15 protein-coding genes are annotated in these 17,674 nt (G+C 61.2%); 9 read left to right on the top strand and 6 right to left on the bottom strand.

What is annotated here, in order from left to right:
• Positions 1–211 precede the first annotated feature (211 nt).
• Positions 212–1,525, top strand: a complete 1,314-nt coding sequence (locus ONZ54_RS18955) for a sodium-dependent transporter (RefSeq protein ID WP_271786906.1) — start codon at positions 212–214, stop codon at positions 1,523–1,525.
• On the opposite strand, the gene ONZ54_RS18950 is transcribed toward ONZ54_RS18955, so the two are convergent.
• A complete protein-coding gene (locus ONZ54_RS18950) occupies positions 1,487–2,254 on the bottom strand; it encodes a substrate-binding periplasmic protein (RefSeq protein ID WP_131730036.1) in 768 nt (255 codons plus the stop codon). The genes ONZ54_RS18955 and ONZ54_RS18950 overlap by 39 nt on opposite strands.
• A gap of 437 nt (positions 2,255–2,691) precedes the next feature.
• Here ONZ54_RS18950 and ONZ54_RS18945 point away from each other — a divergent pair, with 437 nt between their 5' ends.
• Positions 2,692–4,005: a sodium-dependent transporter gene (locus ONZ54_RS18945; RefSeq protein ID WP_131730035.1), complete on the top strand. Its 1,314-nt coding sequence runs from the start codon at positions 2,692–2,694 to the stop codon at positions 4,003–4,005.
• Positions 4,006–4,047: 42 nt separating this feature from the next.
• On the opposite strand, the gene ONZ54_RS18940 is transcribed toward ONZ54_RS18945, so the two are convergent.
• From ONZ54_RS18940 to ONZ54_RS18920, 5 genes are all read right to left on the bottom strand, one after another.
• Positions 4,048–5,676 carry a response regulator gene (locus ONZ54_RS18940; RefSeq protein ID WP_005318685.1) on the bottom strand — a complete coding sequence of 543 codons (1,629 nt, stop codon included), beginning with the start codon at positions 5,674–5,676 and terminating at the stop codon, positions 4,048–4,050.
• A 112-nt stretch (positions 5,677–5,788) separates the two neighbouring features.
• Positions 5,789–6,514 (bottom strand): DUF3142 domain-containing protein, encoded by a 726-nt coding sequence (locus tag ONZ54_RS18935; RefSeq protein WP_271786905.1) that lies wholly within the window; start codon positions 6,512–6,514, stop codon positions 5,789–5,791.
• The gene (locus tag ONZ54_RS18930) at positions 6,484–8,544 is read right to left on the bottom strand and encodes a PA5441 family protein (protein ID WP_271786904.1); all 2,061 of its coding nucleotides are present in this window, start codon (positions 8,542–8,544) and stop codon (positions 6,484–6,486) included. Before ONZ54_RS18930 ends, ONZ54_RS18935 begins: the two co-directional genes overlap by 31 nt.
• A gap of 110 nt (positions 8,545–8,654) precedes the next feature.
• A complete protein-coding gene (locus ONZ54_RS18925) occupies positions 8,655–9,119 on the bottom strand; it encodes a hypothetical protein (protein ID WP_271786903.1) in 465 nt (154 codons plus the stop codon).
• A 67-nt stretch (positions 9,120–9,186) separates the two neighbouring features.
• Positions 9,187–10,563: an aminotransferase-like domain-containing protein gene (locus tag ONZ54_RS18920; RefSeq protein ID WP_271786902.1), complete on the bottom strand. Its 1,377-nt coding sequence runs from the start codon at positions 10,561–10,563 to the stop codon at positions 9,187–9,189.
• Positions 10,564–10,679: 116 nt separating this feature from the next.
• Between ONZ54_RS18920 and ONZ54_RS18915 the strand changes: the two genes are divergently transcribed.
• The 7 genes from ONZ54_RS18915 to ONZ54_RS18885 all read left to right on the top strand — a co-directional run bounded on the left by ONZ54_RS18915 (position 10,680) and on the right by ONZ54_RS18885 (position 17,638).
• A complete protein-coding gene (locus tag ONZ54_RS18915) occupies positions 10,680–11,276 on the top strand; it encodes a LysE family translocator (RefSeq protein WP_005318697.1) in 597 nt (198 codons plus the stop codon).
• 115 nt (positions 11,277–11,391) lie between these two features.
• Positions 11,392–11,982 (top strand): LysE family translocator, encoded by a 591-nt coding sequence (locus ONZ54_RS18910; protein WP_271786901.1) that lies wholly within the window; start codon positions 11,392–11,394, stop codon positions 11,980–11,982.
• 154 nt (positions 11,983–12,136) lie between these two features.
• Positions 12,137–12,835: an aspartate/glutamate racemase family protein gene (locus ONZ54_RS18905; protein WP_271786900.1), complete on the top strand. Its 699-nt coding sequence runs from the start codon at positions 12,137–12,139 to the stop codon at positions 12,833–12,835.
• A 122-nt stretch (positions 12,836–12,957) separates the two neighbouring features.
• A complete protein-coding gene (locus ONZ54_RS18900; protein WP_271786899.1) occupies positions 12,958–14,064 on the top strand; it encodes a 1-acyl-sn-glycerol-3-phosphate acyltransferase in 1,107 nt (368 codons plus the stop codon).
• Between the two features lie 302 nt (positions 14,065–14,366).
• Positions 14,367–14,837: a NanQ anomerase/TabA/YiaL family protein gene (locus tag ONZ54_RS18895; RefSeq protein WP_059168318.1), complete on the top strand. Its 471-nt coding sequence runs from the start codon at positions 14,367–14,369 to the stop codon at positions 14,835–14,837.
• A gap of 217 nt (positions 14,838–15,054) precedes the next feature.
• The gene (locus ONZ54_RS18890; RefSeq protein ID WP_005318706.1) at positions 15,055–16,254 is read left to right on the top strand and encodes an acetate kinase; all 1,200 of its coding nucleotides are present in this window, start codon (positions 15,055–15,057) and stop codon (positions 16,252–16,254) included.
• Positions 16,255–16,387: 133 nt separating this feature from the next.
• Positions 16,388–17,638, top strand: a complete 1,251-nt coding sequence (locus ONZ54_RS18885; protein ID WP_059168317.1) for a mechanosensitive ion channel family protein — start codon at positions 16,388–16,390, stop codon at positions 17,636–17,638.
• The last annotated feature ends 36 nt before the right edge of the window (positions 17,639–17,674 follow it).

The following is a 17,674-nucleotide window of genomic DNA, read 5'->3' as shown; positions in this document are numbered from 1 at the left end:
GCTCAATGCGAGTCCATGACAGTCAAAACCGGAGCAAAAATGCTCCGGTTTTTATTTTTCGGCACGATAACGCGTAAAACTGAATATTATTAGGTAATGATGCCAATAAATCGTTTTTTAGCCCGATAAGCGGCGTTGTGATTGCGTGGCCTTGACCGTACTCTGAGCGCCGTTTTGGGCCCAGCTCGTGGGCACCTGTATTGGAGTTCTTATGAAGCAGTCCCAATGGTCATCCCGGCTTGGTTATATTCTGGCCGCCGCAGGCTCCGCCGTCGGTCTCGGCGCTATCTGGAAGTTTCCCTACGTAACCGCCGCCAATGGTGGCGGTGCCTTCCTGCTGGTCTTTTTGCTGTTCAGTTTCACCCTGGGGGTGGCGGTGCTGATGGGAGAGACACTGCTCGGCAGCATGAGCCGCCGTGGTGTGGTGGGGGCGTTTAGCGCCCTGATGGGCAAGCGCTGGCGCTGGGTCGGGGCCATGGGCCTGCTCTGCAGCCTGCTTATCTTCAGCTTCTACAGCGTGGTGGGCGGCTGGACCCTGGGCTACACCGGCATGGCGCTGGCCGGTAGCCTGCAGCATGGGGATGGCGCCGCCCTGACCGCCCGCTTCAACGACTACGTCGGCGATCCTCTCTGGCCCGTGTTGACCCACCTGCTGTTTGCCGCTCTCACCTGGTGGTTCGTGCAGGGGGGCGTGCAGAAGGGGGTGGAGCGCACCCTGCGCTGGATGATGCCGGCCCTGTTCATCATGATACTGCTGCTGGTGGCCTTCGGTCTTACCCTGCCCAATGCCATGGCCGGGGTACGCCACTTCCTGATGCCGGACTTCAGCAAGCTCGGCATGTCCGGCGTGCTCGATGCCATGGGGCTGGCCTTCTTCTCCCTCTCCATCGGGCTCGGCATTCACACCACTTATGGAGCTTACTTGCCTTCCAGCGAAGGCGTAGGCCGTTCCAGCCTCTGGGTGGTACTGCTGGCGAGCCTCATCGCCGTGCTGGCGGGGTTGATGATTTTCCCCGTGCTGGCGGCGACCGGCATAGACCCCGCCTCCGGCCCGGGCCTCACCTTCATGACGATGCCGGCGGTGTTCCAGCAGTTGCCGTTTGGTCAGGGACTGGCGGTGATCTTCTTCTCCCTGCTGGTGGTGGCGGCGCTCTCTTCGGCCATCTCGCTGCTGGAGCATCTGCAGTGCTTCATCTGCGAGAGTCTGGGCTGGTCACGCCGCGCGGCCTGCAGCCTCATTACTCTGCTGGTGATGGTGAACGGCATTCCCGTCAGCCTGTCGTTCGGCCCCTGGGCGGATGTGACCCTGTTTGGCAAGAACATCTTCGAGCTGCTGGATTTTGTCACCTCCAACCTGATGATGCCCATGTTCGGGCTGGCGCTCACCCTGTTGCTGGGCTGGAAGCTGGGTCAGCGAGCGCTGCCCCAGAGCTTGGCTCAGCACTGGCGGACCCTGGTGATGGGTTGCTGGCGCTGGCTGGCCCCCTTATTGATCGGCGGGATCCTGTTGCGCGGCTTGATGTGAGGTTCGATCTTGATGGGGGGGCAGCATGTCCCTCCCACTTTTCAACCTGACCTTGTCGAGCGCGGACTGCCAACGGGCTATGACGGCATCATCCTGATCCCTGGAAAAGGCGAGGTAGAGCCATGACTCATGAAGGACTACCCCCGAGTTGGTCACGCTGCGATGTGATAACCCTCGCTGTTCCAAGGTGGCATCCAGCACCATTTCACCTACCGGAAATGCATCAATTTTGCCCAGTACCAAGCGTTGCAAGGCTTCCTCAACCGATTGGTAGCGCACCAGATTGGTATATCCCTCGCGGGTGAGTCGTTCGTCATCGGCATTACCGAGCACAACCCCGACCCTTGGCAAATGACGCAAGTCGTCGAGGCTCTTCAGTTTGTGTCTGGGTGACGGGGGCTGATAGATGATCACCTTGCTCCGAAACAGTGGTCCTACCCATTTAAAGAAGGGTTCTCTCTCGGGTGCCCACTGGGTAACAAACAGCGCATATCCTGGCTCCAGTCTGGTCAGTGCCAGGGCCCGTTTGAAGGGGTAAATCCGGATGGGATACGTTTCTCCCAGTTCATCTTGTATTTGCTGGATCAGGCGAACGGCGAGCCCGTCGAGCTTGCCATCATGGTGATGAGTGAAGGGGACGAGTTCATGGCTGAGCAGGGTCAGCGAGGGTTGTGCCGACAGTGTCAGGCTGAGGCTGAAGAGTGCTCCGATGAGCAGAGTTCGTTTCATGCACTGTCCTGTTGCATATGCTGAATCAAGTGGCCGAACCAGGCTAGCCGTCTGATCGGTGACGGGACGTCACTTACCCATAAAGATTAAACCAACGGGCTGGTCGCAGGGAGGACATTATCATGGTCAACAGGGCGTCCCTGATTGATAAATATAGGGTTTTCAATGGGAGTTGAAAATTTTTATTTCTCATTGTGTCAATTTTTCTTGCCATGGTTTAGGCTGTGGCTCCTTTTTGGCGTTCAGGTCATCCTATTCATGTCACCCGTTTTCGCGCTGTCAGGCCGATTTTGCAGCTCTCAGGAGAGGTGACCTTGCACGCGCAGTTTGTCTGAATGTTCATTGCAAAGGTCGCCGCCAGGCGGCCTTTTTTGTTGTTGCCCGTTTGATGTTTACCCATGGAGTATCGATTCGATGTTGTGTTCCCCGGAGGTTGTATGAGCCAGGTTCAGTGGTCTTCCCGTCTCGGTCATGTGCTGGCAGCGGCCGGTACGGCGATCGGCCTTGGCGCCATCTGGAAGTTTCCCTATGTGACGGCCACCAATGGTGGCGGTGCCTTCCTGCTGGTGTTCCTGCTGTTCAGCTTCACCCTGGGGGTAGCCGTACTGGTGGGGGAGACATTGCTCGGCAGCCGCAGTCAGCGCGGCGTGCTCGGTGCCTTCCACAAGCTGGTCGGCCCGAACTGGCGCTGGATGGGCTACATGGGGATATTGTGCGGCTTCTTCATCTACAGCTTCTACAGCGTGGTGGGCGGCTGGACCGTGGGGTATGCGGCGCTGGCGGTGGCGGGCAAGCTCAACCTGAGTGAGGGCAGCGCCCTCACCGCCCTGTTCAACGGTTATGTCAGTGACCCCTGGTGGCCCGTGCTGACTCATCTGGTCTTTGCCGGACTGACCTGGTGGTTCGTGCAGGGCGGCATTCAGAAAGGGGTGGAGCGGGCACTGCGCTGGATGATGCCGGCGCTGTTCATCATGATGTTGCTGCTGGTGGGGGTGGGTCTCTCCATGCCGGGTTCCATGGCAGGGGTACGTCAGTTGCTGGTGCCGGACTTCTCCATGCTGACCGGCCAGAGCGTGCTGGATGCGCTGGGGCTGGCTTTCTTCTCCCTCTCCATTGGCCTCGGGGTGCATACCACCTATGGCGCCTACCTGCCTAACAGCGAAGGAGTGCTGCGCTCCGGGGTCTGGGTGGTGACGCTGGCGAGCCTTATCTCCGTGCTGGCGGGTCTGATGATCTTCCCGGCGCTGGCCTCGACCGGTATCGATCCCACTGCCGGTCCCGGCCTCACCTTCATGACAATGCCTGCCGTGTTCAGTCATCTGCCGTTCGGTCAGGGGCTGGGAGTGGTCTTCTTCCTGCTGCTGCTGGTGGCGGCACTCTCCTCTTCCATCTCCATGCTGGAGCATCTGGTGCGTTTCACCACGGAGGAGTGGGGTTGGTCACGGCGCGGTGCCTGTCGGGTGCTGACCCTGCTCATCATGGTGTCAGGTATTCCGGTCAGCCTCTCATTCGGCCTCTGGAGCGAGCTGACCCTGTTTGGCAAGACGATTTTCGATCTGCTCGACTACCTCACCTCCAACCTGATGATGCCGCTGTTCGGCCTGGTGCTGACTCTGCTGCTGGGCTGGCGACTGGGGGACACCATATTGCCCGCCGGTTTATCACCCGTGCTGCGGCTCGGCCTGCTCTGGTGCTGGCGACTGGTCGCACCGCTGCTGATCGCCGGTATTCTGGTGCGGGGTCTGTTTTAAGAGGGCTTCTTGCGAGGTCCGCCAGCCCGGCCATCAGCGGGCTCAGTTGGGCGGAGAAGAGGATGACTTGGGGTGCAGGTGTGATCTGATCTGCAGCAAGGTCTTCTGGTACGCATCGGCATGGTGTTCCATGAAGGTGGCGCTGTGGGTCAGGCGCCGCTCCAGCCGATCAACCAGCAATGCCACCTTGGGGGCGGGCATGCCGGCAGGCCAGCACAGCTGCAGCAACTCCAGCAGTTGCCAGGCATCCCCCGGCAGTGCCGGGAACTCTTCCTGCAGTGTCATGGCGTATTGCACTGCGAGCTGATGCTGACCCGATGCGCTGGCCCGCTGCCGTTCCTGGCGCAGGTAGGTCAGGCGTTGCTCACGGCGGTCCAGCTGGAGTTTGAGTTCAGTGACGACTTGATTGAACATCCGCTGGAGCAGCGGCGACGGTGCCACTCTGGCCTGGTACTGGCCGAGCTTTGCCAGATAGCGCTGGGCGTGGTGGGGCAGGCCGCAAAACTGGCTGACGGCAAAGCCGAGCAACTGGTTGAGATGATTGTCCCGCGCCGCCTCTGGCGGGTGTTTGGCCAGCAGCACTATGGCGTCATCGAAGCGATAATCCAGACCCAGCATAAGGGCCTGCAGCAATGCAGCCTCGTGGGCCCGCAGGGTGGCGGCCTTGCTGAGATAGTCAAACTCCTGTTGCAGGGCACTGATCCTGGCTGCCGTGGGGTAGTGCCAGAGTACGGCCAGACTGGCATTCAGGACGAAATTCTCGATAGACAGGCGGAACCTGTGCTCACTGAAAAATCGCAGGCTGAGCGCGTTTGCCTGTTCGAGTGCCTTCCCTTCATCTTTCAGCAGCAGGGCCAGCAAGATGGCCGCCTGACGCCATTCCGGCTGCCAGGACTGTTTTTGCAGCAGCTTGCCGAGGACCTCCCAGGCTGATTCCCACTGCGCCTCGTGCAGCAGGCAGGCCAACATCAGTTCCAGCTGTATTGTCGGCGGCAGCCGTTCCTGATTGCGGGTCAGGTCTTTGCGGGCGCTGTCCAGCTTGTTCAGTCCCAGCAGAGCGTGGATCAGCCCCTTGCGTGGCCACCAGGCGTCGTGTTCAGTGGTACACATGGCATAGTGCTGGGTGGCCTGGAAGTGATCCTTCTCCTGCAGCAACATGTAACCCTTGACCCTGTCCAGCAGTGGGCCCAGCGCCTTGTTCTTCTTCTGCTGCTGGTAGAGCAGGTCTTCGCACAGGGAGCAGGCGAGGCGCCACTCCCTGAGCTTCATTGACGGGGGCAAGGGCCGGGTCAGCCCGGTCAGCAACACCAGTTCGTGCAAACTGCGTGTCAGCTGATCCGTGGTAAAGGGCATGGACAGGTGCAGTGGAAAATAGAGCTCGGAAGGGGGGTACTGGAGCAATTCATCGTCCCCATCCAGCAGCAAGAGCACACAGCCAGGTTCGAGCAGGCCCAGATAGTGGGCCTCCTGCAGCAGACGGATCCCCTCATGGGCCTGATGGCGATACTGGCGGCAGATGATGGCGTCGAACGGCTGCTGACGCAGCAGGGCGGATAGTGTGGAGAGTTCCTTGCAATAGGTCAGTTGGGATGGCGTGACGCCATGATCACTCAGACCTTGGGAGAGGGCCGAGCTGAGCATGGCATCGTCTTCGATCAGAAGGATCTGCATCCTTGGCGCTCCCTTGCTGGTTCACGTTACGAAAAAGTATGGCATGGGATGGAGTCAAAAAGAGCTTTCACTATTGTCTGTAAATTGTACTCTGGTCAATACCCCGCCGGGGTCAAGGGGGGGGCGGATTGATCAGAAACACCACAGCTCCCCCATAGGCGGGGATCTGTGCCAATCTCGCTTCCCAGGCGGGATCCCACTCTCCCCCCTGTGCCAGCCCCAGCTTGAATGGCAGTGTCAGCCGGTGCAGCGTCTGCAGATAGCGGGCATAGCCGGGTTCGGTATGACGGCCCCGATAGGTCTGCACCACCAGCTCGTCGACCACACCTGTCAGGGCGTTCAGCTCCCTGATGTCACCGGTGCGGGTCCAGTCCAGCAAGCCTGTGATGCTGATGGCGTAGCGAGCGGGCAACTGTTGTCGCAGCTGACGCAGGAAGTGCCCATAGTCGGCCAGCTGGTGGGTGCGGGCATCGAAATCTATCTGGACGCCGCGCACTTCATTGCCCTTTCGCTGCCAGGCCGCCAGCTGGTTTTCCAGGTTCTGCAGCAGGGTGTCATTCCAGTCGAGCCGCTCCACCCGATAGGCGAGCCAGAGTTCGCCCACCGGCAGCTTGCTCGGCGCTATGCCCTGACCCTGAAAGCGCAGGGGCAGGGCCGGGTCCAGGGGGCCTATCTCCCCTTGATGCAGATAGAGGCGATCTGCCTGCTGCAACACGGGTTGGGGTCTGACCCCGGCCCACAGCCAGAACTGGCGGTACTGGCTCGCCTCGACGTCGGCCCTGGCCTCGGTGCCGAGCAGCGTCAGCATCACCAGTAATATTTGAGCTGTTTTGCCCACTGGCTTGCCCCGTGTTGCTGCTTGAGGGTGTTGAACCAGGCCTTGCGCTGGCTGACGGGCAGATCCTGACTGCCGCAACCGTTGCTGCCGCTCGGGGCGTAGCAGTTGATGGCGCGATAGAGGGCGTAGGCCTTGTCGTCCTTGGCGGCTTTGGGATTGGAGATGATCTGCTGATACCAGTCGAGGCGGCTGCGCTGCTTGCCGGCAAACAGGTCCTGGCTCCCCGCCAGGGTATCGGCTCCTGGTCGATGGAGCAGGGGATCCCAATCCAGCCCTTGTGCCAGGAAAAACTCGCCCAGGCAGTTGAGGGCTTTGGGCGTACCAGGCGCCTTGGCGAGGGTGGCGACCACCTCGGTCAGGGCCGGGCACTGATAACCCTGGCTGCCTTGCCAGTTGAACGGTGCCGCAGGGGGAGTGCCCGCCACATCTTGCAGGAAGCCCTGGTAGTCGCCATGGGTCAGCTGCTTGTAACTCAGGGTGTAACTGGCGCGCTGACGCAGGGGCTCGGAGGCGGTTTCATCCCGGGCCATGCGGCGCAGCAGGGGCGCCGGTGCCACATACTCCAGCAGCGGGATGCGGTAGTGATCGCTCTTGATGGGGCTTTCCTTGGCAAACACCTGCTCCAGCTGACCTACCCGTTCCAGGGTCATGGCCAGGGCAAGCTGCAACAGCTGATCCTGCAAGGGGGTTGGCTGGTTGGCGAGCAGGGCGCGCCACTGCTGTTCAGCTTTGGCCCACTGCTGCTGGGCAGCCAGTGCCATCCCTTTCAATACCTGCTGGCTGAAGGCCAGATTATTCAGGGGGCCGTTGGCCAGCGCAGGGGCGGCAGCGACCACTGCGGCATAATCCTTGGCGAGATAGTAGCGGCTGGACTGCTCCAGATAGGCCAGCCAGGGGGCGTGCCGGGCAAACTGGGGGGCCTGCTGGCCGATCTCGGCGGCGAGCAGCGGCTGCCACTCATCCCAGCTGTCATGGATCCGCAGCCGGCGCAGATCCTGCACCAGGGTCAGCATGGGCATGGTTGCCGAGCCGGTGAAGCCGGGTTGCATCAGCAGTTTGAGATCGATCTCGTTGACCAGATCCGGCTCGCTCTGCTGTTGGCTCGCCTGCAGATAGTGACTGGCCAGCAGCTCGTTATCCCCCTTGAACCAGGCAAGTCGACGCAACAAGCCGGTGGCGGAATCCAGATAGCGCCCCTGTGGGTAGCGGGTACGGTAGTCGGTGATGAGCTGCTCGCAGCGCTGTAGCTGAGCCTGATCGATCTGGCTGCGGTCCAGGCTGCCCCAATCGTCGAAGGCGCTTTGCTGGGATTGGTTGAGGGCGACCCGGATCTTCATGTAGTCGGCCGTCTCCTTGAGCCAGGGCTGGTCCTGTTCGGCGAGGGCGGAAAACAGGGCGTCGGCTTGCGCAAACTCCCCCTGATAGAAATGCTGGCTGGCGGTCAGGTAGTCGGCAAACCCCTTGGCGGCGACGGACAGCGGCGCCGTCTTGCTTTCGCCCTGGGGCATGCTTTCTGCCGCGTCCTGGGCATGGCCGCACTGACCCAGCATGGCGAGCCGCTGGCTTGCCAGCTGGCTGCGATCGCCGGCGGTAAGGGCGGGCGTTTGCACCAGTGCCTGCAAGAAGGCCTCGGCAGAGACTGGATTGTTGCTGATACAGCGCCCCTCGCTCCAGCTGCCGGCCCGGGTGATGGCCGCTTCAGTGGTGGCGGCCTCTATGCCGAGCGACGCGGCCAGCGCCAGCAGGGGATCCGGTCCGGCAGGTGCGGTATCGCCAACGGTCGGGCTTATCAGCTCATCGATCCGAAATGGGAGAGGCAGAGCCCCACCGGGCAGGGAGAACGCCTGCTCATCGGCCAGCAGCAAGGCCAGATTGGTACGGGTGTCGTTATCGGGGGAGAGAAATGGCAGTCCGTTCAGATGGCACTGGGCTGCAGTCAGTTGCAGGGTGAGCGGCGTTTCGCAGCCATCCGGGCCACAGGCCAGCACAGGCAGGCTGCACAGCGCCAGCCACAGGGGAGTCAGTTTCATGGGGCGGTTTCCGGCCAAGGGAGTCAAGAGAAGGGGATGGAGGCAAGCTACAAGATGTGGGGGCGCCTTTCAACTGACCATAGGGGGCGCCTGGATTGAGCAAAGGCGGCTTATTGCAGGCCGGGCCCACTGGCCGAGAAGGGGCAATCGCGCTGGTGGATCAGGCGGGAGCCCTGAGCGTCGCGTCCCTGCCAGCTGAGCGCCAGCTGGCCCAGACGACCCAGATGGCGCAACTCGAACTCATAACGCAGGCAGGGATTGTCGAGTGGCAGGGTCGTCATGCCATCCGGCAGCCGGTAGTGATAATTGAGCCGTGGCCCATCCTGCAACTGGCGACGCTCGAGCCTTACTCCTGCTACCGGAGGGGAGGCGGCAACCAGATGGCGGCGCAGGCTCAAGGGGGCATCGATTGCCTTCTGGTAATGGAGGCCGTTCATGGCGGCCAGCTCCTCTTCCAGCCGTTGCAGCTCCCCCTCCAGCCCGCTCAGTGCCGTGCCCAGCTGTTGATGACCGGGCGCAGCGCAGCCCCCCAGCAGCAGAGTGACAAGCAGAAGCGAGACGCGGGTCGGGTGCATGGGCTCTCCTTTGGGCGCCCGGATCTTGGCGCGCTGGGCCGGATAGTGGCTGACTGATGGTGGCTGACTATAGCAGGGGATTGGTGGGCGGCACGGTGCGCAGCAGCTGTGCCAGCCGCTCCAGTCCCTCGGCGACACGGGCATCTGTGGCCGGTTGGCTCAGGCTCAGCCGTACCCCTTGCGGCGCGGCGAACTGGCCGGCTGCGAAGTGTTCTCCGCTCGCCACCCCGACGTCAAGGGCGTTGGCAGCCTCGGCGAATTCCTGACTGCGCCACGGCTCCGGCAATGGCAGCCAGGCGTGCATTGAGCCCGCCTGCCAGTGAGCCCCCGGCAACAGGTGGCGCAACAGCTCGCCGCGACGTGCCAGGATCTGCCGCTGCTGCTCGACCAATGGCATTATCTGGCGCTGGCTGACCAGCTTGCAGGCCAGCTCGATCAAGAGCGGGCTCACCATCCAGCTCGACAACCGCATCGCCTGGGCGAAGGCGTTGCGCAGGGCGGGCGGCGCCAGCACGAAGCCGACCCTCAGGCCGCCACAGGCGATCTTGGCCAGGCTGCCCAGATAGATGACCCGCTCCGGCGCCAGGTTGACCAGGGGGGCTACCGGGATACTGGGCAGCAGGCCGTTGACGTCATCTTCGATGATCAGCAGGTCATGGTGGCGTGCGATGGCGACGACGGCCTCGCGCCGTGCCTGGCTCATGATGGCGGTGGTGGGATTTTGCAGGGTCGGGGTGAGGTAGAGCAGCTTGGCCCGCCGCGTGCGGCAGGCGGCCTCCAGCGCGGCGGGGATCAACCCCTCCTCGTCCATCGCCAGCCCCACCACCTGGTTCTTCAGCTGGCGGGCATTGCCCAGCATGCCGGGGTAGCTGAGGCCTTCACACAAAATGGTTTCCCCCACGCAGCCGGTGGCCAGCAGAGAGAGCATGATGCCGTGCTGGGCGCCGTGGCTGAACAGCAGGCGATCCTCGCTGCCGTGTACCCCCTGCTCGGCCAGCCAGTCGATGAACAGCTGGCGCTGACCGGGCTGGCCCGCCTCCTTGTCATAGCCGAGCAGGGCATTGAGATCCCCGTCGGCCAGCTCTCCCAGCATGGGACGTATGATAGCGGCCCTGTCCAGCTGCACCGGCAGGTTCTGCCACAGCTCGATGCGATGCCCCTCTTCCTTGCGGATCACCCACTCATTGGCCGGATCCATGCCTGTCCCTTTGACCCAGGTGCCGTGTCCCACCTTGGCCGCCAGCAGGCCGCGCCGCTCCGCCTCGCCATAGGCACGGGTGATGGTACCGACGGTCACTCCCAGCCGATCCGCCAGGGCCCTGTGGGTCGGCAAGCGGGTTCGGGGTGACAGGTCGCCACTGAGAATGGCCTGCTCTATGGCTTTCACCAGCTTGAGATAGAGGGGGCCATCGAAGGGGGTTAGGTCCGGGGTCCAGATTGTCATGGTGACAATAAATCCATTGATCCAAAATTGTCCTCAATATAGCGTGAAAGCCAACCTGTTCACAATCAAATACACCACATTGTATCGATACAATGTGGCAATGAAGGAGTCACAAGATGACGATGGAATGGTATGTCACCCTGTTCGGCTTTGCCGTGCTCACCTGCGGTACGCCGGGCCCCAACAATCTGATGCTGACGGCATCTGGCGCCAACTTCGGGGTGCGCCGTACCCTGCCACACCTGACCGGCGTGGCCGTGGGTCAGCCCGTGTTGCAACTGGTCATGGCATTGGGGCTCTATCCCCTGTTCGAGAGCTGGCCTCTGCTGCGGTTGGGGCTGCAGATCTTCGGCAGCCTCTATTTGCTGTGGCTGGCGTGGCGTATCGCCGTAGCCGGTGCCCCCGGTGATCCGGCCCGGCGTGCCCGTCCGTTGACCCTGCTGGAAGGGTTGGGCTTTCAGTTTCTCAATCCCAAGGCCTGGATGATGGCCATCTCCGCCATCAGTCTGTTCAGTCTGCCAGGTGCCAGTTACTGGCCTAGCCTGTGGGGGATCATGCTGGTGTTTCCGCTGGTGGGCTTCCCGGTCTGTTTTGTCTGGGTCTTGTTCGGCCACCAGTTGAGCAACTGGATCAGCACGGATAGGGGCTGGCGGCGCCTCAACGGCTCCCTTGGTGTGCTGACGGCGCTTTGCGTGGTGATGCTCTGGTATTGAGCGCGCGCCGCTGGCAGGCAAGAAAGAGCCATTTCTGACTTGTCGCCACGGGGCTGGCTCTGCATATTAGAAGGCTTGCCGTATATCGGACGCTTTGTATCACCAAGAGGTTGAGATGGATCTGAACTGGTTGCTTCCCCTGGCGGGCTTTGCCCTTATTACCTGTGGCACGCCGGGCCCCAATAACATGCTGCTCACCAGTGCCGGTGCCGCCCAGGGATTTCGCCGCACTCTTCCCCTGCTGGTGGGGGTGGTGGGGGGGATCAACCTGATGATCCTGGCCACGGCGCTGGGGCTCGGGGTGATGTTTGAAAAGGCGCCGCTGCTGCATGACGGTCTCAAGCTGATTGGCTCGGCCTATCTGCTCTGGCTGGCCTGGAAGGTGGCGACCGCCAGTGGCCCGACCGAGGGCAACCGACCGCTCATTCCGGCCCATCAGGGAGCCATGCTGCAACTGCTCAACCCCAAGGCCTGGATGATGGCGCTCTCCGCCATCAGTGGCTTTACCCTGGCGGGGGAGGCTTACTGGCCCTCGGCCAGCTGGGTGCTCGGCATCTTTTTTGTGACCGGCCTGTATACCGGTGCCTTTTGGGTGCTGTTCGGTGCCCAGGTGCGCCGCCTCATCCGCACCGCCACAGGCTGGCGTCGTTTCAACCTTGGCATGGGGCTCGCCACGGCAGCCTGCGTGCTGATGATCTGGATTTAGGCGTCCAAGATCCTTTGACGTGTCAGCTCGGCCGCGACAGACGTCAACAGACCCTGGACCTTTGGCCTTACCTTCTGTCTTGTTGGCCCTTCGGGGCCTTTTTTATCTCGCTGGCAGCGCCATACTGCACTGGCACTGTATTAAAGGAGTCCCCATGAAATGTATCGGTCTGCTGGGTGGCATGAGCTGGGAATCCACCGTCAGTTACTATCAGGCGTTCAACCGGGATGTGCGGGCACGGCTCGGCGGCCTGCACTCGGCGCGGGTGCTGCTGAGCAGCGTCGACTTTGCCGAGATAGAGCGGCTGCAGCATGTTGGTGACTGGCCCGCGACCGCGCGCCTGCTGGCTGCCGAGGCGCGCAAGCTGCAGGCTGGCGGCGCCGATTTTCTGCTGATCGGCACCAACACAATGCACAAGGTGGCGCCCGAGATTGAGGCTGCCATCGATATTCCGCTGCTCCATATCGCCGATGCCACCGCTCGCCAGTTGCTGGCGGACGGTGTGCAAAGAGTCGGGCTGCTTGGCACCCGTTTCACCATGGAGCAGGATTTTTACAAGGGCCGCCTGCAAACCCTGTTCGGGCTTGAGGTGCTGGTGCCGCCAGCGGCGCAGCGCGAACGGGTGCATAGCATCATTTATGACGAGCTCTGTCTTGGCGAGATCCTGGCGTCATCGCGCGCCGAGTATCTCGCCATCATCGCCGGGCTGGCCGAGGCGGGTGCCCAGGCCGTGATCCTGGGATGTACCGAGATTGCCTTGCTGGTGGGTGACTCAAAAGCGGCCGTTCCGCTCTATGACACCACTGCGATTCATGCCGAAGCGGCGGTGACACTGGCATTGCAGCCTGATTAACTGGTCAGATCTCACTATTCGTACTCGCTCCATACCCCTTGCCATAAAAGCGTGTAAAATTGCGCCCTGAATTTCCCGGCCAACTCGGTTGGCCGCGACTCCTTACACGCAAGGCTGACATTGTGATTGAAGTAGATAGATTCGCGGACATTCGCCCCTACCGCGATGAAGAAGTGCCGGCAGCCATAGAACGGCTGATCCAGGATGATGAATTTATCGGCGCCATCGCCAAGTATCGTTTCGGTTCCCTGATGAGCTGGCTTGGCTGGGCCATTCGCCCGCTGATCCGCCAATTCCTGCGCTACAAGTGGTCCAAGGTGACCACCATCCATCAGGTGCAGATGGGGGTGACCCGTTACATGTCCCGCATGATCGCCACCTCCACCAAGGGCGTGACCTTCTCCGGCCTCGAACACCTCAAGAAAGAGCAGGGTTACCTGTTTGTCTCCAACCACAGGGACATCGCCATGGATCCGGCGTTCGTCAACTGGGGGCTGCATACCCATGGTTTTGATACGGTACGCATCGCCATCGGTGACAACCTGCTGCGCAAACCCTGCGCCACCGAGCTGATGAAGCTCAACAAGAGCTTCATCGTCAAGCGCTCCGCCAAGGGACCGCGGGAGATGATGAAGATGCTCGGCGAGCTGTCCGCCTATATCGGCCAGTCGGTACACGAAGGCCACTCCATCTGGATCGCCCAGAAGGAAGGGCGCGCCAAGAATGGCGATGACAAGACGGATCCCGCCATCCTCAAGATGTTCTATGTAGACGGCAAGAAGCAGAAAATCGACTTCGTCGACTACATGCGCAGCCTCAACATAGTGCCGGTCAGCATCAGCTATGAGCTGGATCCCACCGACAAGGCCAAGGCGCGCGAGCTGTACGAGAAGTCGGTCAACGGCAGCTACGAAAAAGGCGAGTTCGAGGATATCGAGAGCATCGTTGCCGGCATCGTCGGCCAGAAGGGACGGGTACATGTCTCCTTCGGCGCCCCCATCAGCGAGGGTTTCAGCGATCCGGACGAGCTGGCGGCGCTGATCGACAAGGCAATCTGGGGCAATTATCGCCTCTTCCCGGGCAACTACTTGGCTGCAGATGTGTCCGGCAAGGCCAATACCATAGAGCAGGCGGCCTTCCTGACTCGTCAGTCAGAGGTGCCACAAGAGCACAAGGCCATCTGGCGCGCCATGTATGCCAAGCCGGTGGAAAACGCCCGCAAGGCTTGAATGACACCGGTTGTGTGAAAAAAACGGGAGCAGATGCTCCCGTTTTTGCGTCTGGTCAAAGTCGACGACGATGGAGTAGTGAATAATATTGTTTCAGCTGGTACGATCACTGGGAGAATGCGTTTTCGTCTCTTGGCAAGCAGCGGATGAGTGTGTAACAGTGACCTCAGACGCTCGGCACGAGCAAATAGGCGCTTCCTGTCTGCATGGATTGCAGATGGTGCGACACAAGGACCTGAACAGGGTCCTTTTTCATTTTGCGGCAAAGATGCCGCCTGAATACACCTAAGGATCCGCTCGCCATGATCACCGGCAGTCTGAATACCCTGCAGCGAACGCCGCTGCCCGCCCCGCTGGCCCGTATCATGGTCGAGGTGGTGAAGAGCGTCGACCACTGGCTGAGTGCGCCGCTCGGCAAGACAGAGATCGACGGCCTCACGCTGTTCTGTCTGGTGAGCGAAGAGCTGACCGAGCCGGCAGCGGATCGCCGTGGCGAGTTCCATCAGCAGTATCTGGATATACAACTGCTGCTGCGCGGGGAAGAGTGGATAGGTGTCGGGCCTCACAGTTACGTCAATGACGGCGCCGATCATCCCCACCCCGATCTCTGGTTCGTCGACGACGAACAGACCAGTTATCTGGCGTTGCAGCCCGGCGACTTTGCCATCTTCTGGCCGGGAGAACTGCATCGCCCTCTCTGTACCCCCAACCAGCCGGCTCACGTGAAGAAGCTGGTGGTCAAGGTGCACAAGGATTTGCTGGCCGGCCTGTAGCCGTCAGCACGGCAGCTCAACGGGTGCGCGGCACCCTCCGGGTTCACACCGACCCCATGATGAATCGAGTGCACAGCGTCTTCGGGACCCGCACTTAACGTATTGAAAAATTGGGCGCACTTTCCTGCGACCATAAGCCCCCGGCAGGGGAATCCCATCCATTGTTGGATGACACGACACTGTCGGCATAAAGCCGAAGCACAGGAAGATGTAGAACATGAGCAAGTTGGTATTGATCCTTAACTGCGGTAGCTCTTCCCTGAAATTTGCCGTAATGGACGCCGAAACAGGTGAGGACATGCTGTCCGGCCTGGCCGAATGCTTCAATCTGGATGATGCACGTATCAAATGGAAACTCCACGGGGTCAAGGGCGAAGCCATGCTGGGAGCGGGTGCCGCTCACCAGGCCGCCCTCGACCACATAGTGGGCCACATCCTGCCTCAGGATCCGACCCTGGCCGAGCAGCTGGTGGCCATCGGCCATCGCATCGTGCACGGTGGCGAGCAGTTCTCCCGCTCCGTTCGCATCGATGATGGCGTGATCGCCGGCATCGAGGCCGCCATTCCGTTCGCCCCCCTGCACAACCCGGCGCACCTCATCGGCATTCGTGCTGCGCTCAAGGTCTTCCCGCAACTTGCCGAGAAGAACGTGGCCGTGTTCGACACCGCCTTCCACCAGACGCTGCCGCAGGAAGCCTATCTCTACGCGCTGCCCTACAAGCTCTATAAAGAGAACGGCATCCGTCGTTATGGCGCTCACGGCACCTCTCACCGCTTCATCGCAGAAGAGACCGCCAAGGCGCTGGGCAAGCCGCTGGCCGAGCTCAACATCATCAACTGCCACCTAGGCAACGGTGCTTCCGTCTGCGCCATCAAGAACGGTGAGTCCGTCGATACCTCCATGGGCTTGACCCCGCTGGAAGGGCTGGCGATGGGCACCCGTTCCGGTGACATCGACCCCGCCGTCGTCTTTTTCATGCACGATCAGCTCGGTTACAGCGTGGACGAGATCAATCACACCCTTACCCGCGAATCCGGTCTGCTGGGTCTGACCGAGGTGAGCAGCGATTGCCGCTATGTCACCTCCAACTATGCGACCGACGCCGGTGCCAAGCGTGCGCTGGATGTCTTCACCTACAGAGTTGCCAAGTATGTTGGCGCTTACGCTGCTGCCATGGAGGGTCGCCTCGATGCTCTGGTGTTCACCGGCGGTATCGGTGAAAACGCCGCCATGGTGCGCGAGATGGTGCTGGATCGTCTGGCCCTGTTCGGCTTCAAGGTCGATAAAGAGGCCAACAATGCCGCCGTGCTCGGTGGAGAAGGCCCCATCACGGCTGAAGGCAGCCGTCTGGCGCTGGTGATGCCCACCAATGAAGAGCTGGTCATCGCCCGCGATGCCCTGAGTCTGGTCGGCTAACGCCCCTCGCTCCGATACAACGCCCGGCCTGCGCCGGGCGTTGTCGTTTCAGGCCTCCGGCTGAGCAAGTTGTCATTTGACATGGGGTGGCAGATACGTACCCTGACGGCTGTTTCATGTACAGGAGGTAGGGATGAAGGTGATATTTTTTAACTGGCTGGCGAGCATGGGTGTTGAAGTCAGCAACATGATGGCGCTGGTGATCGCCCTGGGCTTTATCGTCCTTACCTCGCTGATATTGCACGTGTTGTTGCACCGGGTCCTGCTGGTGCGGCTGGTGACAGTGCTCGCCAAGTCCAAACAGGTGTGGCTGCCCCCCCAGTTGCAACAGCGGTTGTTCTATCGACTTGCCTTCGTGTTGCAGGGCGCCGTTATGCTCGGTCAGGCGGAGATCTGGCTGCCGAGCGGCTCCGACAGTTTGCAGCTGATCGAGATGGTGACCCAGTTCTGGATCCTGCTGTTCCTGCTGCTGGCCCTGTTTGCCCTGCTCGACTGCATGTCGTCGGTGAGCCGTTACACCCGGCTCGGGCGAGACTTGCCCCTGCGCGGCATCTTTCAGGGGGTGAAGCTGGTGGCCAGCATACTGGTCGGCATCCTGATGATCGCCCTGCTGCTCGGCAAGTCACCGCTCTTCCTGTTCAGTGGCCTGGGTGCCATGACAGCCGTGCTGATGTTGGTGTTCAAGGACCCCATCCTCGGCCTGGTGGCGGGGATCCAGCTCTCCGCCAACCGCATGCTCAGCGTCGGCGACTGGTTGCAGATGGACAAGTACGGTGCCGACGGCGAGGTGACCGATATCGGCCTCACCACCGTCAAGGTGTCGAACTGGGACAAGACCATCACCACCATCCCCACCTATGCGCTCATCTCCGACTCCTTCAAGAACTGGCAGGGGATGACGGAATCCGGCGGTCGCCGCATCAAGCGCAGCGTCAATATCGACATGACCAGCGTGCGCTTCCTGACCGCGGATGAGCAGATGCAGCTCAAGCAGGCCCAGCTGCTGGCGCCCTACCTGGGCCGCAAGGAGCAGGAGTTGAGCGCCTATAACCAGCAGCTCAGCGATGCCCTCAGTTGCCCCATCAATGGGCGCCACCTTACCAATCTCGGGACCCTGCGCGCCTATCTGGACGCCTACCTGCGCGCCCATACCGGTATTCGCAAGGACATGACGCTGATGGTGCGCCAACTGGCACCGACCACTGACGGTCTGCCGCTGGAAATTTACTGCTTCACGGCGACCACGGCCTGGGCGGATTACGAAGGGATCCAGGCTGATATTTTCGACCATATCTTCGCCATCATTGAGCAATTTCATCTGCGGTTACATCAATCTCCCACAGGTTACGATATGCGTGCCTGGCAGAGGGGACAAACGGAGTAAGGACACGGGTCGAGGTGGCAGGGGAAACGCCATATT

The organism is Aeromonas salmonicida, assembly GCF_028355655.1.
Taxonomy (GTDB): domain Bacteria; phylum Pseudomonadota; class Gammaproteobacteria; order Enterobacterales; family Aeromonadaceae; genus Aeromonas; species Aeromonas salmonicida.
The sequence above is the reverse complement of the archived record's forward strand: the minus strand, read 5'-3'. Positions and strand labels throughout refer to the sequence as shown.